General features: G+C 63.4%; 23 protein-coding genes. 10 read left to right on the forward strand and 13 right to left on the reverse strand.

The annotated features are described in order from the left end of the window. Positions 1-170: 170 nt before the first annotated feature. Together rpmA and rplU are read right to left on the reverse strand one after the other, a co-directional pair. Positions 171-428: a 50S ribosomal protein L27 gene (gene rpmA / locus AC1MHZ_RS06670; protein ID WP_070092741.1), complete on the reverse strand. Its 258-nt coding sequence runs from the start codon at positions 426-428 to the stop codon at positions 171-173. Between the two features lie 38 nt (positions 429-466). After that, on the reverse strand, positions 467-781 hold the full coding sequence (gene rplU, locus AC1MHZ_RS06675) for a 50S ribosomal protein L21 (protein ID WP_011532169.1): 315 nt from the start codon (positions 779-781) through the stop codon (positions 467-469). Between the two features lie 244 nt (positions 782-1,025). Between rplU and AC1MHZ_RS06680 the strand changes: the two genes are divergently transcribed. From AC1MHZ_RS06680 to AC1MHZ_RS06690, 3 genes are all read left to right on the forward strand, one after another. Further along, a complete protein-coding gene (locus AC1MHZ_RS06680; protein ID WP_084858621.1) occupies positions 1,026-1,994 on the forward strand; it encodes a polyprenyl synthetase family protein in 969 nt (322 codons plus the stop codon). Between the two features lie 165 nt (positions 1,995-2,159). Then, positions 2,160-2,501, forward strand: a complete 342-nt coding sequence (locus AC1MHZ_RS06685) for a zinc ribbon domain-containing protein YjdM (RefSeq protein WP_196143766.1) — start codon at positions 2,160-2,162, stop codon at positions 2,499-2,501. Positions 2,502-2,652: 151 nt separating this feature from the next. Then, positions 2,653-2,898: a PA4570 family protein gene (locus AC1MHZ_RS06690; RefSeq protein ID WP_084858623.1), complete on the forward strand. Its 246-nt coding sequence runs from the start codon at positions 2,653-2,655 to the stop codon at positions 2,896-2,898. A gap of 52 nt (positions 2,899-2,950) precedes the next feature. On the opposite strand, the gene bamJ is transcribed toward AC1MHZ_RS06690, so the two are convergent. The 5 genes from bamJ to AC1MHZ_RS06715 all read right to left on the reverse strand — a co-directional run bounded on the left by bamJ (position 2,951) and on the right by AC1MHZ_RS06715 (position 7,707). Beyond that, positions 2,951-3,568: a BamJ family beta-barrel-assembly machinery protein gene (gene bamJ, locus AC1MHZ_RS06695; RefSeq protein ID WP_084858624.1), complete on the reverse strand. Its 618-nt coding sequence runs from the start codon at positions 3,566-3,568 to the stop codon at positions 2,951-2,953. Between the two features lie 93 nt (positions 3,569-3,661). Beyond that, positions 3,662-3,967, reverse strand: a complete 306-nt coding sequence (locus AC1MHZ_RS06700) for a DUF6482 family protein (protein WP_084858625.1) — start codon at positions 3,965-3,967, stop codon at positions 3,662-3,664. Between the two features lie 135 nt (positions 3,968-4,102). Continuing rightward, positions 4,103-4,591, reverse strand: coding sequence for a TIGR00645 family protein (locus tag AC1MHZ_RS06705; RefSeq protein WP_084858626.1), 489 nt, complete (start codon positions 4,589-4,591; stop codon positions 4,103-4,105). A 176-nt stretch (positions 4,592-4,767) separates the two neighbouring features. Further along, entirely contained in the window at positions 4,768-5,106 is a 339-nt protein-coding gene (locus AC1MHZ_RS06710) for a PA4575 family protein (RefSeq protein ID WP_084858627.1), read from the reverse strand. A 162-nt stretch (positions 5,107-5,268) separates the two neighbouring features. After that, complete coding sequence (locus AC1MHZ_RS06715; RefSeq protein WP_084858628.1) at positions 5,269-7,707, reverse strand: Lon protease family protein; 2,439 nt, start codon at positions 7,705-7,707, stop codon at positions 5,269-5,271. Between the two features lie 254 nt (positions 7,708-7,961). Here AC1MHZ_RS06715 and AC1MHZ_RS06720 point away from each other — a divergent pair, with 254 nt between their 5' ends. The 4 genes from AC1MHZ_RS06720 to AC1MHZ_RS06735 all read left to right on the forward strand — a co-directional run bounded on the left by AC1MHZ_RS06720 (position 7,962) and on the right by AC1MHZ_RS06735 (position 11,430). Beyond that, positions 7,962-8,450, forward strand: a complete 489-nt coding sequence (locus tag AC1MHZ_RS06720; RefSeq protein ID WP_084858629.1) for a DUF3015 domain-containing protein — start codon at positions 7,962-7,964, stop codon at positions 8,448-8,450. 79 nt (positions 8,451-8,529) lie between these two features. After that, positions 8,530-10,383 (forward strand): Lnb N-terminal periplasmic domain-containing protein, encoded by a 1,854-nt coding sequence (locus AC1MHZ_RS06725; protein WP_482966155.1) that lies wholly within the window; start codon positions 8,530-8,532, stop codon positions 10,381-10,383. 125 nt (positions 10,384-10,508) lie between these two features. After that, positions 10,509-10,865, forward strand: a complete 357-nt coding sequence (locus AC1MHZ_RS06730) for a hypothetical protein (protein ID WP_084858631.1) — start codon at positions 10,509-10,511, stop codon at positions 10,863-10,865. Positions 10,866-10,932: 67 nt separating this feature from the next. Next, positions 10,933-11,430 carry a GreA/GreB family elongation factor gene (locus AC1MHZ_RS06735; RefSeq protein WP_084858632.1) on the forward strand — a complete coding sequence of 166 codons (498 nt, stop codon included), beginning with the start codon at positions 10,933-10,935 and terminating at the stop codon, positions 11,428-11,430. Positions 11,431-11,552: 122 nt separating this feature from the next. On the opposite strand, the gene gdhA is transcribed toward AC1MHZ_RS06735, so the two are convergent. The 3 genes from gdhA to AC1MHZ_RS06750 form a co-directional block, all read right to left on the reverse strand. After that, positions 11,553-12,893 (reverse strand): NADP-specific glutamate dehydrogenase, encoded by a 1,341-nt coding sequence (gdhA, locus tag AC1MHZ_RS06740; protein ID WP_084858637.1) that lies wholly within the window; start codon positions 12,891-12,893, stop codon positions 11,553-11,555. A gap of 235 nt (positions 12,894-13,128) precedes the next feature. Further along, positions 13,129-14,796, reverse strand: a complete 1,668-nt coding sequence (ettA, locus tag AC1MHZ_RS06745; RefSeq protein WP_084858638.1) for an energy-dependent translational throttle protein EttA — start codon at positions 14,794-14,796, stop codon at positions 13,129-13,131. A 246-nt stretch (positions 14,797-15,042) separates the two neighbouring features. Next, entirely contained in the window at positions 15,043-15,432 is a 390-nt protein-coding gene (locus AC1MHZ_RS06750) for a hypothetical protein (protein ID WP_084858633.1), read from the reverse strand. Positions 15,433-15,680: 248 nt separating this feature from the next. On the opposite strand from AC1MHZ_RS06750, the gene AC1MHZ_RS06755 reads away from it, so the two are divergent. Beyond that, complete coding sequence (locus AC1MHZ_RS06755; RefSeq protein WP_368830033.1) at positions 15,681-19,508, forward strand: sensor domain-containing protein; 3,828 nt, start codon at positions 15,681-15,683, stop codon at positions 19,506-19,508. Positions 19,509-19,816: 308 nt separating this feature from the next. Continuing rightward, positions 19,817-21,070, forward strand: a complete 1,254-nt coding sequence (gene glyA, locus AC1MHZ_RS06760; protein WP_084858448.1) for a serine hydroxymethyltransferase — start codon at positions 19,817-19,819, stop codon at positions 21,068-21,070. 43 nt (positions 21,071-21,113) lie between these two features. Here glyA and yjiA read toward each other — a convergent pair whose 3' ends face one another. From yjiA to AC1MHZ_RS06775, 3 genes are all read right to left on the reverse strand, one after another. After that, on the reverse strand, positions 21,114-22,079 hold the full coding sequence (gene yjiA, locus AC1MHZ_RS06765; RefSeq protein WP_224456955.1) for a GTPase: 966 nt from the start codon (positions 22,077-22,079) through the stop codon (positions 21,114-21,116). A 172-nt stretch (positions 22,080-22,251) separates the two neighbouring features. Further along, positions 22,252-22,449 (reverse strand): YbdD/YjiX family protein, encoded by a 198-nt coding sequence (locus AC1MHZ_RS06770; protein ID WP_008094130.1) that lies wholly within the window; start codon positions 22,447-22,449, stop codon positions 22,252-22,254. 18 nt (positions 22,450-22,467) lie between these two features. Then, positions 22,468-24,534 carry a carbon starvation CstA family protein gene (locus AC1MHZ_RS06775; protein ID WP_084858449.1) on the reverse strand — a complete coding sequence of 689 codons (2,067 nt, stop codon included), beginning with the start codon at positions 24,532-24,534 and terminating at the stop codon, positions 22,468-22,470. A gap of 168 nt (positions 24,535-24,702) precedes the next feature. Here AC1MHZ_RS06775 and AC1MHZ_RS06780 point away from each other — a divergent pair, with 168 nt between their 5' ends. Further along, entirely contained in the window at positions 24,703-25,068 is a 366-nt protein-coding gene (locus tag AC1MHZ_RS06780; RefSeq protein WP_084858450.1) for a PilZ domain-containing protein, read from the forward strand. The last annotated feature ends 141 nt before the right edge of the window (positions 25,069-25,209 follow it).

Genomic DNA, 25,209 nt, shown 5'->3' on the forward strand with positions numbered 1-25,209 from the left:
TCCGACGAGCTGAATAGCTTGAACACCTGAGGCTCTTGCAAAAATGAGCGCGGCGGCCCCGTACGACCGTAGAAACCCACGCCGGCAGCCCATACAAACAGCTTTGCAAGAGGCTCACCACAAACGAAAAAGCCCCGTCGCATGACGGGGCTTCTGGAGCGACGTCGCGATTAGGCTGCGACGATGCTCACGTAACGGCGGTTGAACTCGCCTTTCTTCTCGAACTTGATCACGCCTTCGATCTTGGCGAACAAGGTGTGGTCCTTGCCCATGCCAACACCGTAGCCAGCGTGGAATTCGGTGCCGCGCTGACGGACGATGATGTTGCCCGGCTTGATAACCTGGCCGCCATACATCTTCACGCCAAGGCGTTTCGATTCTGAGTCGCGACCGTTACGAGTACTACCACCAGCCTTCTTGTGAGCCATGGTTCAATTCTCCAAATAAATTCAGGGGACCTAGGCGATTAAGCCTGGATACCGGTGATTTTGATCTCGGTGAACCACTGGCGGTGGCCCATGCGCTTCATGTGGTGCTTACGACGACGGAACTTGATGATGCGAACCTTGTCGTGACGACCTTGCGAAACGACTTCAGCCACAACCTTGGCACCTGCGACGACTGGAGCGCCGATGGTGACGTCGTCGCCGTTGGCGACCAGCAGAACGCGATCGAAAGTCACGGATTCGCCAGTGGCGACTTCCAGTTTCTCGATCTTGAGGAATTCACCTTCAGCGACTTTGTACTGCTTGCCGCCGGTAACGATTACTGCGTAAGACATGGTATTTCTCCGATAATCCTGCTCACCCAGCGCTTTATATGATGAGTATTGGCTGGCATGGCTGCACTGGGCTGGAACGGCCCGGTGCAATTGCGTAAGGCAGGTGCTGCCCAGGAAGTTAGGGTGCGCGATTGTACGCAACCCGATAAATGCTTGCAAGTGGCGGCCCGGGGCCACGGGCCGCGCGCCTTGACACACCGGGACCCGCGACCTAGCATGCCGCGCAACCTCAATGGAGCAGCCGATGCAACCCCAATCCTTCTACCGCGCGGTAGCTGACGATTTCAGTGCCGTCGACGAGATCATCAAGAAGCAGCTGACCTCGCGCGTGCCGCTGGTATCGAAGATCGGCGACTATATCACGTCCGCTGGCGGCAAGCGCCTGCGCCCGCTGCTGGTGCTGCTGTGCGGCAAGGCCCTGGGGCGCGAAGGCGACGACCTGCGCCTGCTGGCGGCGACCATCGAGTTCCTGCACACCGCCACCCTGCTGCACGACGATGTGGTCGACATGTCCGGCATGCGCCGTGGCCGCTCCACCGCCAACGCCCTGTGGGGCAATGCGCCGAGCGTGCTGGTGGGCGACTTCCTGTATTCGCGCTCGTTCGAAATGATGGTCGAGCTCGGCTCGATGCCAGTCATGCAGATCCTCTCCAAGGCCACCCGGGTGATCGCCGAGGGCGAAGTGCTGCAGCTGTCGCGGGTACGCGACGCCAGCACCACCGAAGAGGTGTACATGGACGTGATCCGCGGCAAGACCGCGATGCTGTTCGAGGCCTCGACCCACAGCGCCGCCGCACTGGCCGGTGCCAGCGACGAACAGCGCGAAGCCCTGCGCACCTTCGGCGACCACCTGGGCGTGGCCTTCCAGCTGGTCGACGACCTGCTGGACTACAAGGGCGACTCGCAGACCCTGGGCAAGAACGTCGGCGACGACCTGGCCGAAGGTAAACCGACCCTGCCGCTTATTTACACCATGCGCGAAGGCACCGCCGAACAGGCTGCCCTGGTGCGCCAGGCGATCCAGAAGGGTGGTCTGGAGGACCTGGAGCAGATCCGCGTCGCCGTGGAAGCCTCCGGCGCCCTGGACTACACCGCCCAGTTGGCCCGGGACTACGTCAAGCGCGCCATCGAGTGCCTGGAAGTGCTGCCCGCCAGCGAATACCGTGATGCACTGGTCGAGCTGAGCGAGTTTTCGGTAGCCCGTACCCACTGATTTCGCCTCCCCCATCGCGGGACAAGCCCGCTCCCACAGGTCCGTTACCCACAGAACCTGGTGGGAGCGGGCTTGTCCCGCGATTGCATTTGCACAGCAAGCCACATCTACCCGCCAAAACCTTATACAATGTGGGCTTTATTTCTCCTGTCCTGAGGAACCTCCGTGAGCACTTTGCCACCTTGCCCAAAATGCAACTCCGAATACACCTATGAGGATGGCACCCAACTGATTTGCCCCGAATGCGCCCATGAGTGGTCGCCCAACGCCGAAGCCGAGGCCGCCAGCGACGACGTGGTGAAAAAGGATTCGGTCGGCAATGTCCTGCAGGATGGCGACACCGTTACCGTGATCAAGGACCTCAAGGTCAAGGGCTCGTCCCTGGTGGTAAAGGTCGGCACCAAGGTCAAGAACATCCGCCTGTGCGACGGCGACCATGACATCGACTGCAAGATCGACGGCATCGGCGCCATGAAGCTGAAGTCGGAGTTCGTCCGCAAGGTCTGACGGCCTGCCGCTCGGGGTTGCCGCCCAGGCAGCCCCGACAGACCCTGAAACAAGGTCTCTGCCCCGCCTGGAAGAAAATAGCCAATAGGGCCTTGCTATTCTGATAATAAGAATTATTCTCATTGGAACCCGCTTTCCAAGGAGAACAGCCATGACCTATCTGATCGATGCCTGGCTCGACCGGCCGCACCCCTACCTGAGAATTCTCCACCGGGACACCGGCGAAGTGTGCGCCGTGCTCGAAGAAGACGCGCTCGATGAACTGCGCGACCAGGGCGACCTGGACATCAATGGCTTGAATTCAAGCGAGCCTGGGGTGCTCAAGGAGCTGGTACGCAATCTGTTCCTGTTCTGCTATGCGCGGGCGTTGCGCCCTGGGGGAACGGACTGGAATTGAGGCTGGGTTGAAAGAGAGGGGCGCGTTGCGCCCCTTTCGCGGCACAAGGGCATTACAGAACGTCGAGCAGCTCGACGTCGAACACCAGCACGCTGTGCGGCGGGATGCTACCAACGCCCTGGGCACCGTAGGCCAGTTCGCTCGGTACGTACAAGCGCCACTTGCTGCCGGCGTTCATCAGCTGCAGGGCTTCGGTCCAGCCAGCGATCACGCCACCGACCGGGAATTCAGCCGGCTGGCCACGCTCGTAGGAGCTGTCGAACACGGTGCCGTCGATCAGGGTGCCGTGGTAATGGGTACGCACGTTGTCTTCGCGGCTCGGCTTGGCGCCTTCGCCTGCGGTCAGGACTTCATACTGCAGGCCCGAGGCCAGGGTGATGATGCCTTCACGCTTGGCGTTCTCGACCAGGAAGGCCTTGCCGGCAGCAGCGGCGGCTTCGGCCTTGGCAGCAGCTTCGGCCTGCATCACTTCACGGATGACCTTGAAGCTGGCCGACAGGTCGGCCTCGCTGACGCGGCTGTCGGCGCCGTTGAAGGCGTCGGTCAGGCCGGCCAGGATGGCTTCCAGGCTCACGCCTGGCGGTGGGTTGTCGCGCAGCTGGCCGCCCAGCTGACGGCCGATGCCGTAGCTGACGCGCGATTCGTCGGTGGTCAGGTTGAGTTCGGACATTTCACTCTCCGCTTGAGGGCGAAGGTAATCCGCCCTGCATGAAAAAAGGGCGTGAAGCCTAGCACACAGCGGCGCAGTGATCAGCTATCAGAACTACCAGGCCGAACGCTGGGAAATCGGCACCTTCAGGTCTTCTTCCGGGTGCGTGCCCATTCCGCACATCTCGTCCTGGACGGACCAGTGCACCAAGTTCATGGACAACAGCGGCACGGCACTGAGCAGGCTGCGCGCATCCTCCACCGAATGCACCCGCAGCCGTTCGCCACGGACATCGGCCAGCGGATGGGCATGCCCCTTGACCCGGGCCTCGAGCAAGTAGTCGCCGCCTTCGATGGCGATCAGGTTGAGTTCATCGACATGGCCGGCCCTGGCCTCGACATTGAGCTGATGCAGGTTCATGAGAGCACCTCGCAACGGGAACCACGCATGACTGCTCATTTTTTGTACAGCCCAGGCAAAACCACAAGCCATGAACGCGACCGCCCGTCCGTTTTTGCAACGGACGGGCGGCGGGTACTGCCGACAGCAGTGCTGTCAGTGCTTGGTGACTTTATCCAGATAGCCCATGACGAAGGCCGAGATGACGAACGTCATGTGGATGATCACGTACCACATCAGGTAGTCGGTGGAGATGTTCTGGGCATCCATGAACACCCGCAGCAGATGGATGGAGGAGATCGCCACGATCGACGCCGCAACCTTCATCTTCAGCGAGGAAGAGTCCATTTTGCCCAGCCAGTTGAGCTTCTCCTTGCTGTCGTCGATGTCCAGCTGCGAGACGAAGTTCTCGTAGCCAGAGATCATCACCATGACCAGCAGGCCGCCGACCAGCGACATGTCGATCAGCGAGAGGATCACCAGGATCAGGTCGGCTTCGCTCAAGGAGAAGACGTTGGGCAGGACGTGGACGACTTCCTGGAAGAATTTCAGTGCCAGGGCCAGCAGGCCCAGGGACAGGCCGAAGTAGATCGGAGCGAGCAGCCAGCGCGAGGCATACATCGCGTTTTCGAGGAAACGTTCCATGGGAGGTAGAGACTCGTGAGATGACGAAAAAGCGAGGCGCGAGTATAGCCATCCACGTCCCGACAGCAAAAGCCTGCCAGTGTCGAGGTCGATTTACGGCCCATTCGCCGGCAAGCCGGCTCCCACCTGTCCTGTGCTGTGTTCAGAACAGAGACCGTGCCAACGCCCCCTCGGCTTCAGGTTTCGGGATGGAACTGGAAATCCCCAAGGTTGCGGCAACGCTCGCCATTGATCCTGCGCAGCTGCGCCTGCAAGTGCAGGCACCAGATCTGTGGATCATCGGCGACTTGGTAGCCGTGCAGGGTCAGGCTGTCGACAATGGCATTGAGCACCGACTCGGCCACCATCGGCCCGTGGAATGGCCCTTGGGCCTTGATGGCCGAAGGCTGCTCCCCCGCCATGCCGGCGGCGAACAGCAGGGTCCACATGCCGGTGTCGCCAGCCAGCGGGCGTATGCTGCATTCGATGCGGGTCACCAGGCCCAGGCACTGGCGGGTGAGGCTGAGGTTGCGCATGGCGGCGTCCCCTCCGTGAAGCCTTGTTCAGCCCGGAACCCAGGGCTGTTTCCATCCTGAACGCTGCTGCCGTCCTTAAGTTCCAGCATAGAAGACCCGCGGAAAAAGATGGAAAACCGGCGCTAAACGGTAGCCACTGGCCGTCAGCGCCGGTTAATTGACTCAGGCCGGGCTGGCCTGGGCCACCACCTCCTCCAGGCGCTCCTTCTCGGCTTCCTTGACGTCTTCTTCGCTGATCATCTCGGCGATCACTCGTAGGCGCTCCACCACTCGGGCGTTGACGCTGCCCTCGGGGAACTGGCCCTTCTCGTCCGGCGCACCGGCTTCCTCGCCCACCAGCAGGCTCAAGGCCTCATCGGCCTGGCTGACGGCGTAGACATGGAAGCGGCCGGCCTCGACGGCCTGCAACACACGCTCATCGAGCATCAGCGTAGCGACGTTGGCACGGGGGATGATCACCCCCTGCTCGCCGGTCAGGCCGCGCGCTTCGCAGAGCCGGAAGAAGCCCTCGATCTTCTCGTTGACCCCACCGACCGCCTGCACCTCGCCGAACTGATTGATCGACCCGGTGATGGCGAAGCACTGCTTGAGCGGGGTGCGCGACAGCGCCGAGATCAGGGTGCAGACCTCGCCGAGCGAGGCACTGTCGCCATCGACGTAGCCATAGGACTGCTCCAGGGCGATGCTCGCCGAGATCGCCAGGGGGAACTCCTGGGCATAGCGGCTGCCCAGGTAGCCGGTGAGGATCATCACGCCCTTGGAGTGGATAGGCTGGCCCAGGTTGACCTCGCGCTCGATGTCGACGATGCCGCTGCCGCCCGGGTAGACGGTGGCGGAGATACGTGCCGGCATACCGAATGCCGAATCGCCCACCTCGAGCACGGTCAGGCCGTTGCACTTGCCGATGGCCGCGCCTTCGGTGTCGATCAGGATGATCCCGGCGAGCATGTCGTCGAGCACCCGCTGGGAAACACGCCCGGTGCGGGTGGCCTTGGCCTTGAGGGCGCGCTCGATGTGCCCGGCGTCGGTCATCTCCTCGTTGGCCAACTGACGGATGAAGTCCGCTTCGCTGACCAGCTGGAACAGGTCACCGATACGTGCCGACAGGCGCGACTGGTTTTCTGCCAGGCGGGCGCTGTAGGTGGCCAGGCGCGCCACCGCATCCCCCGTCAACGGCGCCATGCCTTCCTCGTTGGTGCGCGTACGCAGCAACTGGGCGAACTGCTCGAGGTTCTCATCGACCAGCGGCATGTCCTCGTCGAAGTCCACCAGCACCCGGAACATCTCCTGGAAGTCCGGGTCGTGGTCCTGCAGGGCATAGTAGAGCTGGCGCGAACCGATGATCACCAGCTTGACGTTGAGCGGGATCATCTGCGGCGTAAGGGTTACCGTCGCGACCCGGCCCAGCTCGCCCAGGGGCGACTCCATCTTCAGCTTGCGCGATTGCAGGGCCCGCTTGAGGGCGTCCCAGACGAACGGCTCGCCGAGCATCTTTTCCGCTTCCAGGATCAGGAAGCCGCCGTTGGCACGGTGCAGCGCGCCCGGGCGCAGCTGGCGATAGGAGGTGTAGAGCGCGCCTTGGTCGGTGCTGTACTCGATGCGCCCGAACAGGTTGTCGTAGGTCGGGTGAGGTTCGAACACCATCGGCGCACCGCCGCTGGCGTGGTGGCCGACCACCAGGCTCGGCGCATACTGCTCCTCGAGCATCTTGCGCGCCACAGCGTCGGGCTTGCTGTCGTCGACCAGTTGCTCGACCACGGTGCGCAGCAGGTTCAGCTGCATGGACTGCAGGTAGGCGCAGACCGCGGCGTTCTCGGCGTATTTCTCCGACAAGGGCGCCAGCAACGGCTGCAACGCCAGGGTGATGGTTTCCTCGTTGAGTTGGCGCAGCTGGTTGTTCGACTCACGCTTCCATTGCGGCAGGCTGGCCAGCTCCTCGTTGAGGCGCTCCTCGAGTTCGGCGATGTCCTCGTGGAAGCGCTCGCGCACCTCCTCGGGCAACTGGGCGAACTCGGCTTCGTCCAGGGCCTTGCCCTCGCTCATGGGGGTGAAGGCGACATTGCTGGCGTCGCGGTACAGGGCCACGTCCTTTTCCAGCGACGCCCGCTCGATCACGTCCAGGGCACGGTCGTAGCGCTGGTTGAAGGCGCGGTCGATGGCCCCCTTCTTCTGCTGGTAGGACGGGTGTTCGAACACCGCCGGGAAGGTCGACAGCAGGTTGTCGATCAGGCCGTTCATGTCGGCGATGAATTCGCTGGCGCTCCCGGCCGGCAGCTCCAGGGCCCGGGGTTCGCGGGTTTCGTCGAAGTTGTTGACGTAGACCCAGTCGGCGGGGGTCTGCTGGCGCTTGCCCTCGGCCTTGAGGTAGCGCTTGACGAACGAGAAGCGCCCGGTGCCGGGCTCGCCCATTACATACACGTTGTAGCCGGGGCGCGGCATGGCCACGCCGAATTGCAGGGCCTCGACGGCACGCTCCTGGCCCAGGACGCCTCGAAACGGCTCCAGATCGTCGGTGGTGGCAAAGGCAAACTGTTCAGCGGAGAAACGCCGGGTCAGGGCTTCGGGCGCGAGACGCAGGCGCGAGGCGACAGGATCGGGCATTGGGTTTCCTTACTTCGGCGGGGCGGATGACAGGCATTCTGGCGCTGCCTGCGCGCAGCTTGCAAGGCTTGCCGGGACTTTATGTCGCAGGGGCACAGGTACATCCACACATGCAATTTTTCGCAATAAATAACGCAACCTTTGGATCATGCCTAAACTCCAACCTGCGCGGGTGGGCGTATTTGCTTTCCCGACCTGGCAACCGCGTTGCCAGAACCCTGACCATTGGTACGTCTACGAAAGAGAACAAAGCTATGAAACGGATTCTTCTGGGTACTCTGTTCGCCGCTGTCTCGATCAACGCCATGGCCGAAGCGCCAGGTGGCCCGAACTGCGGCTGGGGCAACATGCTCTTCGAGGGCCAGCGCGGCACACCGGCCCACTTCCTGGCCTCCACCACCAACGGCACCTCCGGCAACGCGACGTTCGGCATGACCTCGGGCACCAACGGCTGCTCGACCAAGGCCTCCCTGACCTATGGCGGCAAGTCCTGGTTCGCCATGAACGGCATGATGAACGAACTCTCCGAAGACATGGCCCAGGGCCAGGGCGAAGCCCTGACCACCTACGCCGTGGTCCTCGGCGTGGCACCTGAAGACCGCGCGCACTTCGCCGCCGTCACCCACCAGCACTTCAGCGAGATCTTCAGCAGCGCCGACGTCACCGCCGAAACCGTCCACAGCAACACCCTGGCTGTGCTCAAGAGCGACCCACGCCTGGCCAAATACGCCACCGAGGCCTGAGTCCTGCCCTTCCCGCCCCGGCTTCGGGGCGGGTTCGGTCAATTTCACCTTCGGCATCATCCAGACGTAGTTGCCCGATATGCTCAAACGCCTCGCTTGCCTGGCGCTGGTCGCCAGTGCCCCGCTTCATGCCGCGCCACAGCTCGACCCGGCCCGTGTACGACAACTGGCCTCGACGCCCTACTGGATCGCCCTCGGCCACTACGAAACGGCCAAGCTCGGTGGCTGGCGCAGCTATGTGGACGACGATGCCTTCTTCCTCGCCGAAGACGGCGCCCATCACCCCGAGCAGGAGCTCCAGGCTACGGTGCAAGCGCTGTATGCCCCGGCCAGCCTGGGTGACAAGCATGCCCAGTGCGTGTTCCCGGCGCGCACCCGCTGGCTGCGTGAGCAGCTGCAGCTCACCGATCTACCGCAACCTGACTGCCAGGAGTTCGCGACCTGGTACAAGTCCATCGACCCGCACAGTGCCGTGCTGGTGTTCCCGGCCGCCTACCTGAACAGCCCTTCGTCGATGTTCGGCCATACCCTGCTGCGCATCGACCAGTCGAAAACCCGTAGCGACGACACGGCGCTGCTGAGCTACGCGATCAATTTCGGCGCCTATATCGAAGGCAGTGACAACAGCATCCTCTATGCCTGGAAAGGCCTGATGGGCGGCTACCCCGGCCTGTTCGCACTGATGCCCTACCAAGAGAAGCTCTCCGAATACCGCAGCCTGGAAAACCGGGACCTGTGGGAGTACCAGCTGGACCTCACCCCAGAGGAAACCGGACGCATGGTCGAGCACGTGTGGGAGCTCAAGCAGATCCAGTTCGACTACTTCTTCTTCGACGAGAACTGCTCCTACCGCCTGCTGGAGCTGCTGCAGGTCGCGCGCCCGAGCCTGGACCTGACTTCGCAGTTCCCGCTGACCGCCATCCCCACCGACACGGTCAAGGCGGTCAAGCAATCGGGCCTGGTGGCCAGCGTTCACTACCGGCCTTCCCGCGAACGCGAGCTGCTGGCCCGCGCCGAGCCGCTGGACCATGAGGAAAAACAACAGGTGCTGGCCGTCAGCGCCGACACCGACCTGTTGCAGTCGCCGGCCTTCACCGCCCTGCCCCGTGACCGCCAGGCCCTGGTGCAGGACGCGGCCTACCGGCTGGAACGCTACCGCGCCAACGGTCAGCAACGCGACCCTGCCCAGGCCAGGCGCAGCTTCGAACTGTTACGGGCAATCAACCGCAACCCGCCGCCGCCCCTGCAGATCGAACGCCCGGGCCTACCCGAGGACGGCCATCAGTCGCGCACCTGGCAGCTGGGGGTCGGTACCCGGGAAGACCGCGCCTACGCCGAATATGGCCTGCGCATGGCCTACCACGACCTCAACGACAACGCCTATGGCTTCCCCCTGGGTGCGCAGATCGAGATTCTCCAGCTCAAGCTGCGCCAGTACGAAGGCAACGACTGGCAAGTGCAGCGCCTGGACTTGGCGACGATCCGCTCCCTGACCCCGCGCAACGCGTTGTTGCAGCCCTGGTCTTGGCAGGTGGCAGGCGGGCTGGAACGAGTGCCGGGCAAGCATGACGACGAGGTGCTGGTCAGCCATGTCAATGGCGGGGCCGGCGCCACCTGGCAGTTGGCCGACGGCCTGCTGGGCTTTGCCCTGGGCACGCTGCGGGTCGAGCATCACAACGACTTCGCCCAGTTCGTCGCCCCAGCTGCCGGCTTCAATGGAGGCCTGCTGTGGCGCAACGGGCTGGGCAACCTGACCTTGGAGGCCAAGGGGGACTACTTCGCCAATGGCGAGGTGCGTCGCAGCCTGAGCCTCAATCAGCAATGGGAGATCAGCCAGAACCTGGGGCTGCGCCTGAGCGCCAGTCGCGAGTTCAGCCACTTGGCTACCGCACAGAACGAGGTGATGCTCGAATTGAAGTGGTACCACTACTGACGCGAACAGGGCCGCTTTGCGGCCCAATCGCGGGGCAATCACCGCATCGAGCCTTTGACACCGTTTTGACAGCCCCCCGACAAATCGCCACCTAGACTTTCACCTGTCGGTCGGAGGTTGTGGATATGTGGCGGTACGGGTTCGGTTTGTGGATAACGTTGCTCTTGGTGGGTTGCCAGTCGGCCCATGAACAGATGATCGACCAAGGCTACCCACCGGCCTATGCCGATGGCTTCGGCGACGGTTGCAGCAGCGGCCGCCAAGCTGCAGGGCTTATGGTCGGGGATTTTCGCAAGAACGTGCCGCGCTACCTGCACGAGCGCCAGTACGCCAGCGGCTGGGACGACGGCTTCCGCCAATGCCACGCCATGCAGAGCAACGAAGACCTGCGCCAGTACCGCGAACGCTACTGGGACGAACGTGACCGGGACTGGCAGCAGGAGAAGGATCGCGGCGCCGCACGCGCCTATCGCCGCCAATGAGTCGCAAACGGACAACCGTTGAAACCCACTCCCTGCCACCATGGTCTCCTGCACAAGGAGGCCTTTCATGAGCCGAGCATTCGTCAACGAAGACCAGGCCGCCGCCCAGGCCAGCCAGCCGGTGGAGCGGCGGGTCAGCGACCAGCCCAATTATGTCACCGCCACCGGCCTTGCCCAGTTGCAGCAACGAGTGGCCGAGCTCAATGCGCTGCGCAGCGAGCTGCTGGGCCAGGGCGAACGTACCGACAAGCAGCGCCTGGCCGACACCGAGCGGGACCTGCGTTATTTCACGGCCCGGGTACAGAGTGCCCAGGTGGTGCCACCGGCCACATCCACGGAAAAGGTACAGATCGGCAGCCGGGTGCGCTTCGTCGATGACGAGGGCCAGGAGCAGCAGGTGCAGCTGGTGGGTGAGGACCAGGCCGATGCACTGCGTGGGTTGGTCAATTGGGGATCGCCCCTGGGGCGAGCGCTGCTGGGGGCTGGGCCTGGGGACGAGGTGCTGTGGCGAAGGCCGGCAGGAGATCAGATGATCGAGGTGGTGGCCATTTTGGCTGAAGATTAAGATGGCTGGAGCTGCGTTGCAGCCCTTTCGCGGCACAAGGCCGCTCCTACAGGGGGACGGAATCTTCTGTAGGAGCGGCCTTGTGCCGCGAAAGGGCCGCAAAGCGGCCCCCGGTTCTCGAATCAGACCACGCCCTGGGCCAGCATCGCATCGGCGACCTTCACGAAGCCCGCGATATTGGCGCCCTTGACGTAGTTGATGGTGCCGTCGGCCTCTTCGCCGTAGTGCACGCACGCGTGGTGGATCGATTGCATGATGTTGTGCAGCTTGCTGTCCACTTCACCGGCGGTCCACAGCAGGCGCATGGCGTTCTGCGACATCTCCAGGCCCGAGACGGCTACACCACCGGCGTTGGAGGCCTTGCCCGGGGCATACAAAATCCCGGCTTCCAGGAAGATATCCACAGCCTCGAGGGTGGTCGGCATGTTGGCGCCTTCGGCCACGCAGATGCAGCCGTTGGCCAGCAGGGCGCGGGCGTCTTCGGCGTTCAGCTCGTTCTGGGTGGCGCATGGCAGGGCGATGTCGCACGGCAGGCTCCACGGGGTCTGGCCCTTGCGGAACTCCAGACCGTACAGGCTGGCCAGCTCGCTGATACGGCCACGCTTGACGTTCTTGAGCTCCATCAGTGCATCCCACTGCTCGTCGGTCAGGCCCGCTTCACAGAACAGGGTGCCTTCGGAGTCGGACAGCGAGATCACCTTGCCGCCCAGGTCCATGACCTTGCGTGCGGCGTACTGGGCCACGTTGCCGGAGCCGGAAATCGCCACGCGGCGGCCATCGATACGCAGGTCGCGGCGCTTGAGCATCTCTTCGGCGAAGTACACGCAGCCGTAGCCGGTGGCTTCCGGACGGATCAGGCTGCCGCCATAGGTCATGCCCTTGCCGGTCAGCACCGAGGTGAACTGGTTGGCCAGGCGCTTGTATTGGCCGAACATGTAGCCAATCTCGCGGGCCCCGACACCAATATCACCGGCCGGCACGTCCAGGTCGGCGCCGATGTGGCGGTACAGCTCGCTCATGAAGGCCTGGCAGAAGCGCATGACCTCAGCGTCGCTCTTGCCCTTCGGATCGAAGTCCGAACCACCCTTGCCGCCGCCCATGGGCAGCGAGGTCAGCGAGTTCTTGAACACCTGTTCGAAGGCCAGGAATTTCAGCACACCCAGATTCACCGACGGGTGGAAGCGCAAGCCGCCCTTGTACGGGCCGATGGCGCTGCTCATCTGGATACGGTAGCCGCGATTGACCTGCACCTTGCCTTGGTCGTCGACCCATGAGACGCGGAACAATACGGCGCGCTCCGGTTCGACCATGCGCTCGAGAATGCCGGCCTTCAAGTAACGGGGGTTGGCTTCAAGGAAGGGCCAGAGGCTGCGCAGCACTTCTTCCACGGCCTGGTGGAACTCAGGCTGGGCCGGATCGCGCTGCTTGAGGCGGGCCAGGAAATCGTCGACGGATTCGAACATGGTAGACATCTCACCAAGAGGATTGGGACTTGTTGGTTTTTTTCCGGACTTTACCAAGAACCAATCGCACCGGAACAGGGCGACATGTCGTTTTTCTGAAAATTTTTAGTGCATTTTCTATAACTGTATACAAATCCTGTAGCAGCGGCCTTGTGCCGCTCCTACATGGGGGCGGACACGGCGCGCACGAAAATGGGGCCCCGAAGGGCCCCATTGTTGTGCGACGTGTGCCGGCTTACTGGGCCAGCTTCTTGTGCCGTACCCGGTGTGGCTGGGCAGCGGCATCACCCAGGCGCTTCTTGCGGTCGGCTTCGTACTCGGTGTAGTTGCCTTCGAAGAACACCACGTTCGAGTCGTCCTCGTAGGCCAGGATGTGAGTGGCCACGCGGTCCAGGAACCAACGGTCGTGGGAAATCACGATCGCGGCGCCTGGGAAGTCCAGCAGGGCTTCTTCCAGCGAACGCAGGGTTTCCACGTCAAGGTCGTTGGACGGTTCGTCGAGCAGCAGGACGTTACCGCCCTCCTTCAGGGTCAGGGCCAGGTGCAAGCGACCACGCTCACCACCGGAGAGGTCCTTGACGAACTTCTGCTGGTCGCCGCCCTTGAAGTTGAAGCGACCGACGTAGGTGCGCGACGGGATCTCGTAGTTGCCGATGCGGATCATGTCCGAACCGTCGGAGATCTGCTGGAACACGGTCTTGGCACCGTCCAGGTCCTCGCGGCTCTGGTCGACGCAGGCCAGCTGCACGGTTTCACCGATTTCGATGCTGCCCGAGTCCGGCTGCTCCTTGCCCATCAGCATACGGAACAGGGTCGACTTACCGGCACCGTTGCCGCCGATCACGCCGACGATGGCGCCCTTGGGCATGGAGAACGACAGGTTGTCGATCAGCACGCGATCGCCATAGCCCTTGGTGACGTTCTTGAACTCGATGACCTTGTCACCCAGGCGCGGGCCTGCCGGGATGTAGATCTCGTTGGTCTCGCTGCGCTTCTGGAATTCCTGCGACTGCATTTCCTCGAAGCGCGCCAGACGGGCCTTGGACTTGGACTGGCGGGCCTTGGCGCCTTTGCGCACCCACTCCAGTTCCTCTTTCATGGCCTTCTCGTGGGCGCTCTGCTGCTTGGATTCCTGCTCCAGACGCGCCGACTTGGCCTCCAGCCAGCCCGAGTAGTTGCCTTCGTACGGGATACCGGCGCCGCGGTCCAGTTCCAGGATCCAGCCAGCGACGTTGTCCAGGAAGTAACGGTCGTGGGTAATCGCCACCACGGTGCCGGGGAAGTCGTGCAGGAAACGCTCGAGCCAGGCCACCGAGTCGGCGTCCAGGTGGTTGGTCGGCTCGTCCAGCAGCAGCATGTCGGGCGCCGACAGCAGCAGGCGGCACAAGGCCACGCGACGCTTTTCACCACCGGAGAGGTGCTCGATCTTCGCCTCCCATGGCGGCAGGCGCAGGGCGTCGGCGGCGACGTCCAGCTGGCGCTCCAGGTTATGGCCGTCGGCGGCCTGCAGGATGGCTTCGAGCTTGGCCTGTTCGGCCGCCAGCTTGTCGAAGTCGGCATCAGGCTCGGCGTAGGCGGCGTAGACCTCGTCCAGACGCGCCTGGGCATCCTTGATCACGCTGACCGCTTCCTCGACCACTTCGCGAACGGTCTTGCTCGGGTCCAGTTGCGGCTCCTGGGGCAGATAGCCGACATTGATGTCGGGCATCGGACGGGCTTCGCCGTCGAACTCCTTGTCGACGCCGGCCATGATCCGCAGCAGGGTCGATTTACCCGCACCGTTCAGGCCGAGCACGCCGATCTTGGCGCCTGGGAAGAACGACAGGGAAATGTTCTTGAGAATTTCCCGCTTCGGCGGCACGACCTTGCTCAGCCGATGCATGGTGTAGACGTATTGAGCCAAAACCAAGCCCTCTATCAGATAGGTAAAGACATCGACCCCGGCAATGGCCAGGGGACGCATGTGTTTACGGGGTGACGTTGAACAAAGTGGGCCATTCTACGCCAACTGGTGGCGATTCACAGGTGGCAGGGCCGCTTTGCAGCCCGATCACGGGACAAGCCCGCTCCCACAGGCTCTACGCGGTCTTCGAAGCACCTGTGGGAGCGGGCTTGTCCCGCGATTGGGTCGTTACTGCCGGCGCAGCGCTCAGACGTGCGACTGCTTCGCCTTGCCGCGCGGCAGGCGGCAACGGTCGTTCTGCTCGGCCAGGCGTGCAGCCCAGGCGGCCTTGACGCTGAAGCCGCCGGACCGGGCCGGCGTGCTCGCTACCGGCTTGGCGGCAGGCTTGGCAGCAGGTTTCGCCGCTACGGCCGCCGGTGCGACAGTTGCAGCAGCCGGCTCGGCGACGGCCTTGGCCGACTTGCGCAGCTCAGCCAGCGACGGGCTCTTGCGCACGGCAGCGGCGGCGTCCGGCTTGGCCAGGGAGCGCTGGCAGGACTTGCAGGATACGTCATCGGCCACGACAGTGCTGACCAGGGTCTGACTGCTGCGCCCGCAGGCGGAATCGAGGCCATTGGTGGAATAGTGGGTAACCAAAACCGTACATCTCCAAAAAGCGTTGACTATGAAGCGGCCGGTATTCTCGCACAGCTTACAGGGTCTTGCCGAATGGCCGTCGCCCGCCACGACCATCGGCAGCGGACAGACGAGTGGCACTTTGCCATAATTGCGCGCATGCTAGTCGGCTTCATGCGTCACCTTATATAGTGCGCCCGGCCCTGTGCCCGGGCACGGCCCATGCATAGTCCGCCCTGCCATCGCCAGCCAAATCGCAGGTCCAACGCTTGACCAATCTCACCCAACCACCGTCGCTGTGCCCTGCTCCAGCCGCTCCGGCCAGTGCCTTGCGTGGCTCGCTCAAGGCGGCGCTGGCTTTGCTGGCCCTGGTCCTGCTAGGGCTGTTGTTGTGGCAGTTGTTCGCCCAATACCGCCATACCCAGGCGGACCTGTACCAGCAGAGCCTGAAGGCGAGCGCGGAGCTGGCCGACCACCTGAACCTGAACATGGCGCTCAAGGCCCAGCAGGCGGCGAACCTGGTCCAGCCTTATACCGACGCACTGCCAGCAAAGGCGCTGCCACCTGTGCTCGGCACCCTGCGCGCACGCCTGCCCGGGCTGCGCCACCTGGCCTGGCTGGACAGCGCCGGACGAGTCCTGGGCGACAGCCTCTCCGGTAGCCCCGACCGCCAATTGCTTGACGAGCTGGTGCGGCTCAACCAGGGGGGCGCCTATTTCTTCGGTAACTCGGCCGACAACCGCTTCATCTACCTGCTGCTGCGCCAGCCGGCCGACCCGGATCGCGGCTACTGGCTGCTGCGCCTGTCCAGCGACTACTACCGGCAGCTCACCGAACACCTCACCGGCAAGGGCCGCCTCTGGCTGTTGGAAAACAGCCGCAGCGGCCAGGTGCTCCAGGGGCAAGGCGCGCCTGACCGCGACAAGGACAACCTGCAAAGCGTGATGCTGGCCTTCATCGACAACAGTACTTGGCAGCTGCGCGGCCTGTTCGATGCCGGGCAAGCCCGGGCCGAGCTGCTTCCGGCCTTGATCGGCAAATGTCTGCTGGTTTTGTTCTGTGCCCTGTTGCCGGTCTTGGCCCTGATCAACATGCGTCGCCGGCAGCGGGCCTTGCAGGAAGACCGCCGGCGCTACCACGAGATCTTCGAAGGCACGGGCGTGGCGCTGTGCGTGCTCGACCTCTCCAGCCTGCCTGGCCAACTCGACCGCTACCACCTGCGCAACCGCGCCGCACTCCGGCACAGCCTGGCCCTGGACGCCAGCCTGCGCCGTACGCTGTTGCAGGAACTGAAGATCACCGAAATCAACCAGGTCGCCCGCCAGTTGCTCAATGTGCACTGCCATGAAGGTGCCTGGCAGCGCCTGATCGACGGCAGTGGCGACAGCCGTGAAAGCGTCGGCATGCAATTGATCGACGCGCTGATAGAACAGCGCAGTTTGCTGGAACTCGAAGTGCGCCTGCCCGCCCCCCTGGGCGGCGAACTGCACCTGTGGCTGATGGCGCGCCTGCCATTACAACGGCGCGACTACCAGGCCGTTATCTTGAGCATCAGCGATATCACCAGCCGCAAGCAGGTGGAACTGTCGCTGCTCGAGCGCGAAAGCTTCTGGTCGGACGTGGTCCGCACCGTTCCCGACCAGCTCTATGTGCAGGACGTGCACAGCCAGCGGATCATCTTCAGCAACCGCCACCTGGGCCAGACGCTGGGCTACGACCGGGTGGAGCTGGCGCAGATGGGCGACCGTTTCTGGGAACTGCTGCTGCACCCCGAGGATGCCGACCATTATCGTCAACTGCGCCGGCAACAGCGCGACACCAGCCATGATCAGTCGCTGCACTGCCAGTTGCGTTTCCGTCACCGCGATGGGGGTTGGCGCTGGTACGAGATCCGCGAACAGGTGCTGACCCGTGACACCGACGGCTTGGTCACCCGTATCATCGGTGTGGGCAAGGACGTGACGGTGCAGATCGAAGCCAGCGAGTCGCTGCGCGACAGCGAGCAGCGCTACCGCATGCTGGCCGAGAGCATCAGCGACGTGATCTTCTCCACCGACAGCCAGCTGCAGCTCAATTACGTCAGCCCCTCGGTACAGGCCGTGCTGGGCTACCCGGCCGACTGGATCTTCGAGCACGGCTGGCAGTCGATCATCGCCAACCCGGCCCAGCTCACTGGCATCTACAGCCTGCTGGAGCGGGTCAGCAAGGCCCTGGGCGACTCCGAGCAACTGGCACAGCTGCGCAGCCAGCTGCCCACCCAGATCTTCCTGTTCGACTGCCTGCGCGCCGATGGCCGCAAGATCCCCATCGAACTGCGCCTGGTGCTGGTGTGGGACGACCACGAGCACTTCGAGGGTGTGCTCGGCGTGGGCCGCGACATCAGCCAGCAACGCCGCGCAGAAAAAGACCTGCGCATGGCCGCGACCGTCTTCGAGCATTCCACCTCGGCCATCCTCATCACCGACCCGGCCGGCTACATCGTGCAGGCCAACGAAGCGTTCAGCCGGGTCAGCGGCTACGACGTCAGCGAAGTGCTCGATCAACTGCCGAGTCTGCTCACCGTCGACGAGCAGCAAGAGGCGCACCTGCGCTACGTGGTCAAGCAACTGCACCAGCATGGCAGCTGGGAAGGCGAGGTCTGGCTCAAGCGTCGCGACGGTGAACACTACCCGGCCTGGGTCGGCATCACCGCGGTGCTCGACGACGAGGGCGACCTGGCCAGCTACGTATGCTTCTTCACCGACATCAGCGAGCGCAAGGCCAGCGAGCAGCGCATCCATCGCCTGGCCTACTACGATGCCCTGACCCACCTGCCCAACCGCACCCTGTTCCAGGACCGCCTGTATACGGCGCTGCAACAGGCCGAGCGGCACAAGGCGTGGGTGGTGCTGATGTTCCTGGACCTGGACCGCTTCAAGCCGATCAACGACTCCCTCGGCCATGCCGCAGGCGACCGCATGCTCAAGGACATGGCCCAGCGCCTGCTGGCCTGCGTCGATGACGATGACACCGTGGCGCGCATGGGCGGCGATGAATTCACTCTGCTGCTGCAGCCCAGGGCCAGCCGCGAGATGGCCCTGAATCGCGCCATCCATGTGGCTGAGAACATTCTCGGCAGCCTGGTGCGGCCGTTCGTGCTGGAAAACCGCGAATTCTTCGTCACCGCCAGCATCGGCATCGCCCTGAGCCCGCAGGACGGCAGCGAACTGAGCCAGTTGATGAAGAACGCCGACACCGCCATGTACCACGCCAAGGAACGCGGCAAGAACAACTTCCAGTTCTACCAGGCCGATATGAACGCCAGCGCCCTGGAGCGCCTGGAGCTGGAGAGCGACCTGCGCCATGCGTTGGAGCAGAACGAATTCATTCTCTACTACCAGCCGCAGTTCAGCGGCGATGGCAAGCGGCTGACCGGGGCCGAGGCCCTGCTGCGCTGGCGCCACCCGCGCCGGGGGCTGGTACCGCCGGGCGACTTCATCCCGGTGATCGAGGAGCTGGGCCTGGTGGTCGATGTCGGCGACTGGGTGCTGCGCGAAGCCAGCCGCCAGCTCAAGGCCTGGCACAAGGCCAAGGTGCGGGTGCCCAAGGTCTCGGTGAACATCTCGGCACGGCAGTTCTCAGACGGCCAGCTGGGCACGCGCATCGCCACCATTCTCGAGGAAATCGGCTTGCCGCCGGCCTGCCTCGAGCTGGAACTGACCGAAAGCATCCTGATGCGCGACGTCGACGAGGCCATGCAGATCCTCGACGGTTTGAAGGTCCTGGGCCTGAGCATCGCGGTCGACGACTTCGGCACCGGCTATTCGTCGCTGAACTACCTCAAGCAATTCCCCATCGACGTGTTGAAGATCGACCGCACCTTCGTCGATGGCCTGCCCGAAGGCGAGCAGGATGCGCAGATCGCTCGCGCGATCATCGCCATGGCCCACAGCCTGAACCTGGCGGTGATCGCCGAGGGTGTGGAAACCCACGAGCAGCTGGAATTCCTGCGCGAACACGGCTGCGACGAAGTGCAGGGCTATCTGTTCGGGCGGCCAATGCCAGCCGGCCAGTTCGAGGCGCAGTTCAGCAACGAGACCCTGTTCATGTTCCAGTGACCGTGGTGCCATATGGCCTCCTGTAGGAGCGGCCTTGTGCCGCGAAAGGGGTGCGAAGCGCCCCAGGATCTGCGTCCTGACAGAAATTGCCGGGGCTGCCTTGCAGCCCTTTCGCGGCACAAGGCCGCTCCTACAAGGGCCCAGCGCAGCAGGCAAAAAACCGGACCTGAAAGTCAACTGAAGCCCAGTCGCCACGCGGCCTGTAACATGAGCCCCATCGGTCCGCAACTTGATGCCACTTCATATGCCAGGCGCCGATCAATCGGTTAGAATGCCCCCCCAATTCAGCCCGATCCTTGAGGACCGCCATGTTCAGCCGTGATTTGACCATTGCCAAGTACGACGCCGAGCTCTTCGAAGCCATGCAGCAAGAAGCTCTGCGCCAGGAAGAGCACATCGAGCTGATCGCTTCTGAAAACTACACCAGCCCCGCGGTCATGGAGGCCCAGGGCTCGGTACTGACCAACAAGTACGCCGAAGGCTACCCAGGCAAGCGCTACTACGGTGGTTGCGAGTACGTCGATGTCGTCGAGCAACTGGCCATCGACCGCGCCAAGCAACTGTTCGGCGCCGACTACGCCAACGTCCAGCCGCACGCCGGCTCCCAGGCCAACGCTGCGGTCTACTTGGCCCTGCTGTCGGCTGGCGATACCATCCTGGGCATGAGCCTGGCCCACGGCGGCCACCTGACCCACGGCGCCAGCGTCAGCTCCTCGGGCAAGCTGTACAACGCCATCCAGTACGGCATCGATGCCAACGGCCTGATCGACTACGACGAAGTCGAGCGCCTGGCAGTCGAGCACAAGCCGAAGATGATCGTCGCCGGCTTCTCGGCCTACTCCCAGGTCCTGGACTTCGCCCGCTTCCGCGCCATCGCCGACAAGGTCGGTGCCTACCTGTTCGTCGACATGGCCCACGTGGCCGGCCTGGTCGCCGCTGGCGTCTACCCGAACCCGGTGCCGTTCGCCGACGTGGTCACCACCACCACCCACAAGACCCTGCGCGGCCCACGTGGCGGCCTGATCCTCGCTCGCAAGAACGAAGAGATCGAGAAGAAGCTCAACGCAGCCGTCTTCCCGGGCGCCCAGGGCGGCCCACTGGAGCACGTCATCGCTGCCAAGGCCATCTGCTTCAAGGAAGCCCTGCAGCCTGAGTTCAAGGCCTATCAGCAGCAAGTGGTGAAGAACGCCCAGGCCATGGCCAGCGTGTTCATCGAGCGTGGCTTCGACGTCGTATCCGGCGGCACCCAGAACCACCTGTTCCTGCTGTCGCTGATCAAGCAGGATATCTCCGGCAAAGACGCTGACGCGGCCTTGGGCAAGGCGTTCATCACCGTCAACAAGAACTCGGTGCCGAACGATCCACGCTCCCCGTTCGTCACCTCGGGCCTGCGTTTCGGCACCCCGGCGGTGACCACCCGCGGCTTCAAGGAAGCTGAGTGCCGTGAGCTGGCTGGCTGGATCTGCGACATCCTGGCTGACCTGAACAACGAAGCGGTGATCGATGCCGTTCGCGAGAAGGTCAAGGCGATCTGCAAGAAGCTGCCGGTGTACGGCAACTGATTGACCATTGGGGCCGCTTTGCGGCCCCAATCGTTTTCAAACCTTAACCCAGCGCCTCGAACCCCGCCCGGATCTTCTCTTCCGGCAATTCGTCGGCGATGAACACCATCACGCTCTCCCGTGCTTCCCCTTCCCCCCACTCGGCATCCCAGTCGAAGCCATACAGCTTGAGCACGCCCTGGAACACCAGGCGGCGATCCTCACCGGCGATGTTCAGCACGCCTTTGTAGCGCAGCAACTGTTTGCCATGATTTTCCAGCAACTCGTTCATGAAGTCGCTGAGCCGGTCGATGTCCAGTGGGGTATCGGTGCGCAGCACCAATGTCGAGATGCGGTCCGTGTGCTTGAGCACCGGGCGCAAGGCCGGCTTGAGGTTGGCGCCCAAGTCAGTATTGAGGTTGAAGCCACGCACGTCGAGCAATTCGGCCAGCTCGATACGGCCGTGCTCGACCACACGGATCGCAGCGCGGCCATTGATGCGCGCCAAACGCGCCTGCAAGGCCTCGACCGTTGCGGGCTCGACCAGGTCGGTCTTGCTCAGCAGCAGGCGGTCGGCGAAACCCACCTGGGCCTGGGCGATGGCCTGGGCGAGGTGCACGTCGGCATGGGCGGCGTCCACCAGGGTGATGATGCCGTCGAGGAGGTAGCGTTCACGCAGGTCTTCGTCGATGAAGAAGGTTTGCGCCACAGGCGCAGGATCGGCCAGGCCCGTGCATTCGATCACCAGGCGGTCGAAGGCGATCTCGCCGGCATCCAGGCGCTCGAGCAGCAGGTACAAGGCCTTGGTCAGGTCGGTGTGGATGGTGCAGCACACGCAGCCATTGGCCAGGGTCATGACCTGCACCGGCTCGTCACCCAGCAGCTGGCTGTCGATACCGGCTTCGCTGAACTCGTTTTCGATCACGGCAATCTTCAGGCCGTGTTCGGCCTTGAGCATGTGCTTGAGCAATGTGGTCTTGCCAGCACCGAGAAAGCCTGTGAGTACGGTTACGGGAATAGGCGTCTGCACGCAGTACGTCTCCTGTGCAGTGGATAAAAGAAAAGGCCGCATCCCTGTAGGAGCGGCCTTGTGCCGCGAAAGGGCCGCAAAGCGGCCCCAGGGACAGTGGCGATGATGCTGAAGACAAGGGGCGCTGCGCGCCCCCTTTCGCGGCACAAAGGCCGCTCCTACAACCTCAGGTTCAACAACACTTGGGCCCGGACTTGCCACCGTAACGCGCTTCCTGGCGTTCCCGGAAGAACGCCTCGTAGCTCATCACCGGCTTGTCCGGATGCTTGGTCTGCATGTGCTCGACATAGTTGTCGTAGTCGGGCATGCCGACCATCAGCCGGGCGGCCTGCCCCAAGTACTTACCCAGTCGCCCCAGGTCGTTGAACATCACGGCTTTCCTCTTGTGTCACGCGTCAGGCAGCGCCTGGAACGGGGTTTCCTTGTCGCTGCGTTCCTTGCGCCCCAGGGCGGCGATGCCGACCTTGATGGCGAAGAACAGCACGCTGAACACCACCAACAGGAACAGCACGGTCAGGCCCGCGTTGGTGTACGCGTTGTAGATCACGTGTTGCATCTGGTCGATGTTCTTGGCCGGTGCCAGCACCTGGCCTGCGTCCAGGGCCACGCTGTACTTGTTGGCCAGGGCCAGGAAGCCCACGGCCGGGTTCGGGTCGAACAGCTTGATCAGGCCCGCAGCGGTGGTGCAGATCAGCAGCCAGACAGCCGGCAGCAAGGTGACCCAGACGTACTGCTGGCGCTTCATCTTGATCAGCACCACGGTGCCGAGCATCAGGGCGATACCGGCCAGCATCTGGTTGGAGATACCGAACAGCGGCCACAGGGTATTGATGCCGCCCAGCGGGTCGATTACACCTTGGTACAGCAGGTAGCCCCACAGCGCCACGCAACCGGCGGTGCCGATCAGGTTGGCGCCCCACGAGTCGGTACGCTTGAGCGCCGGGACGAAGCTGCCCAGCAGATCCTGCAGCATGAAGCGACCGGCACGGGTACCGGCGTCCACCGCGGTGAGGATGAACAGCGCTTCGAACAGGATCGCGAAGTGGTACCAGAACGCCATGGTGTTCTCACCCGGCAGCACCTGGTGAAGGATCTGTGCGATCCCCACCGCCAGGGTCGGTGCGCCACCGGCACGGGCCAGCACAGTGTGCTCGCCGATGTCGCGGGCGGTCGCCTCGAGCTGTTCGGGGGTGATCATGAAGCCCCAACTGCTGACGGTCTGGGCCACCGACGCAACATCGGCGCCGACCACCGCGGCCGGGCTGTTCATGGCGAAGTACACGCCCGGCTCGATGACCGAGGCAGCGACCATGGCCATGATGGCGACGAACGACTCCATCAGCATGCCGCCGTAGCCGATGTAGCGGGCGTTGACCTCGTTGTCCAGCAGCTTGGGCGTGGTCCCCGAGGAGATCAGCGCGTGGAAGCCGGACACCGCACCACAGGCGATGGTGATGAACAAGAACGGGAACAAGGTGCCCTTCCACACCGGGCCGGTACCGTCGGTGAACTGGGTCAGGGCCGGCATTTTCAGCTCAGGTGCGATGATCAGGATACCGATGGCCAAGCCCACGATGGTGCCGATCTTGAGGAAGGTCGACAGGTAGTCACGCGGCGCCAGTACCAGCCATACCGGTAGTACAGCGGCGACGAAACCATAGCCCACCAGCATCCAGGTGATCTGCACGCCGGTGAAGGTGAACGCCGGGCCCCAGGTGGGATCTGCCGCCACCTGGCCCCCCAGCCAGATCGACAGCAGCAGCAGGACCACGCCGATGACCGAGATCTCGCCGATGCGGCCCGGGCGGATGTAGCGCATGTAGACGCCCATGAACATCGCGATCGGGATGGTTGCCATCACCGTGAACATGCCCCATGGGCTCTCGGCCAGTGCCTTGACCACGATCAGCGCCAGCACCGCGAGGATGATGATCATGATCAGGAAGCAGCCGAACAGGGCGATGGTGCCCGGAATACGGCCCATCTCCTCGCGGACCATGTCCCCCAGGGACCGGCCGTTGCGACGGGTGGAGAGGAACAGGACCATGAAGTCCTGCACCGCACCGGCCAGGACCACGCCGGCGATGAGCCAGAGCGTGCCGGGCAGGTAGCCCATCTGCGCCGCGAGCACCGGGCCCACCAGGGGGCCGGCGCCGGCAATGGCGGCGAAGTGATGGCCGAACAGAATGTGTTTGTTGGTCGGGACGTAGTCCAGGCCATCGTTGTTGAGTACCGCCGGGGTGGCCCGACGAGGATCGAGCTGCATCACCTTGGTGGCGATGAACAGGCTGTAGTAGCGATAGGCGACCAGGTAGAGGGCCACTGCCGCGACCACGATCCACAAGGCGTTGATCGCCTCGCCGCGACGCAGGGCGACCACGCCCAGCGCACAGGCGCCTATGACTGCCAGCGCCAGCCACGGAATGTGGCGTAGCAGGCTATTATTGTTGTTCATGGTTTGCTTCCAGCTGGTGGATTGGAAAAGACCGCCCATCGAGTCTAGGGCCACTCATCGCGCATTGCCATACTTGCTTTGGTCTAGAGCCTTCGCGGCCTGATTGCGGTACCTGAACGACACACACCATCAACTATAGTCAGGAAGTACCCTCAGGAGGGCCGCCCCATGAGCGAACATGATGAACGCCGCCGTTTCCTGCGCATCGACTTCGATGCGCCCACCGAGCTGCGCCAAGGCCTCAAGCGATGGCCGGTCAAGCTCCTGGACCTGTCGCTCAAGGGCCTGCTGATCGAGCGCCCCTCCCCATGGGACGCCGACCTCACCCAGGATTTCGATGCCATCGTCCACCTCGACACGGACACCCAAGTGCGCATGCAAGTGGAGCTGCGCCACGAAGAACCTACGCGGCTGGGCTTCGTCTGCCTCTACATCGATATCGATTCGATGAGCCATTTGCACCGTCTTGTTGAGCTGAACGTGGCCGACAGCACTGAAATGATGCGTGAACTGCGCGAACTCATCGAATATTGATATCTCTTAGCTTGCTAACGTTCTAACCCCCAAGTGTTTCCTGTCTACCCAGACAGCTTTCTGCGCTGGGTATAGTGGGTTGTACACACCCCTCTAGTACCGCCTTTGCCACCTTGGAACGCATTCTGCATTCACTTGAAC

Source organism: Pseudomonas sp. FA-1, from assembly GCF_056856075.1.

What these genes read in the sequence shown, in the direction of transcription:
- AC1MHZ_RS06715 (WP_084858628.1), bottom strand. Translation starts at nt 7,707, where the DNA reads ATGCCCGATCCTGTCGCCTCGCGCCTGCGTCTCGCGCCCGAAGCCCTG.
- rpmA (WP_070092741.1), bottom strand. Translation starts at nt 428, where the DNA reads ATGGCTCACAAGAAGGCTGGTGGTAGTACTCGTAACGGTCGCGACTCA.
- AC1MHZ_RS06775 (WP_084858449.1), bottom strand. Translation starts at nt 24,534, where the DNA reads ATGAACAACAATAATAGCCTGCTACGCCACATTCCGTGGCTGGCGCTG.
- gdhA (WP_084858637.1), bottom strand. Translation starts at nt 12,893, where the DNA reads ATGTTCGAATCCGTCGACGATTTCCTGGCCCGCCTCAAGCAGCGCGAT.
- AC1MHZ_RS06730 (WP_084858631.1), top strand. Translation starts at nt 10,509, where the DNA reads ATGTGGCGGTACGGGTTCGGTTTGTGGATAACGTTGCTCTTGGTGGGT.
- AC1MHZ_RS06780 (WP_084858450.1), top strand. Translation starts at nt 24,703, where the DNA reads ATGAGCGAACATGATGAACGCCGCCGTTTCCTGCGCATCGACTTCGAT.
- glyA (WP_084858448.1), top strand. Translation starts at nt 19,817, where the DNA reads ATGTTCAGCCGTGATTTGACCATTGCCAAGTACGACGCCGAGCTCTTC.
- rplU (WP_011532169.1), bottom strand. Translation starts at nt 781, where the DNA reads ATGTCTTACGCAGTAATCGTTACCGGCGGCAAGCAGTACAAAGTCGCT.
- AC1MHZ_RS06690 (WP_084858623.1), top strand. Translation starts at nt 2,653, where the DNA reads ATGACCTATCTGATCGATGCCTGGCTCGACCGGCCGCACCCCTACCTG.
- AC1MHZ_RS06705 (WP_084858626.1), bottom strand. Translation starts at nt 4,591, where the DNA reads ATGGAACGTTTCCTCGAAAACGCGATGTATGCCTCGCGCTGGCTGCTC.
- AC1MHZ_RS06735 (WP_084858632.1), top strand. Translation starts at nt 10,933, where the DNA reads ATGAGCCGAGCATTCGTCAACGAAGACCAGGCCGCCGCCCAGGCCAGC.
- AC1MHZ_RS06725 (WP_482966155.1), top strand. Translation starts at nt 8,530, where the DNA reads ATGCTCAAACGCCTCGCTTGCCTGGCGCTGGTCGCCAGTGCCCCGCTT.
- bamJ (WP_084858624.1), bottom strand. Translation starts at nt 3,568, where the DNA reads ATGTCCGAACTCAACCTGACCACCGACGAATCGCGCGTCAGCTACGGC.
- AC1MHZ_RS06680 (WP_084858621.1), top strand. Translation starts at nt 1,026, where the DNA reads ATGCAACCCCAATCCTTCTACCGCGCGGTAGCTGACGATTTCAGTGCC.
- AC1MHZ_RS06710 (WP_084858627.1), bottom strand. Translation starts at nt 5,106, where the DNA reads ATGCGCAACCTCAGCCTCACCCGCCAGTGCCTGGGCCTGGTGACCCGC.
- AC1MHZ_RS06700 (WP_084858625.1), bottom strand. Translation starts at nt 3,967, where the DNA reads ATGAACCTGCATCAGCTCAATGTCGAGGCCAGGGCCGGCCATGTCGAT.
- AC1MHZ_RS06720 (WP_084858629.1), top strand. Translation starts at nt 7,962, where the DNA reads ATGAAACGGATTCTTCTGGGTACTCTGTTCGCCGCTGTCTCGATCAAC.
- AC1MHZ_RS06770 (WP_008094130.1), bottom strand. Translation starts at nt 22,449, where the DNA reads ATGTTCAACGACCTGGGGCGACTGGGTAAGTACTTGGGGCAGGCCGCC.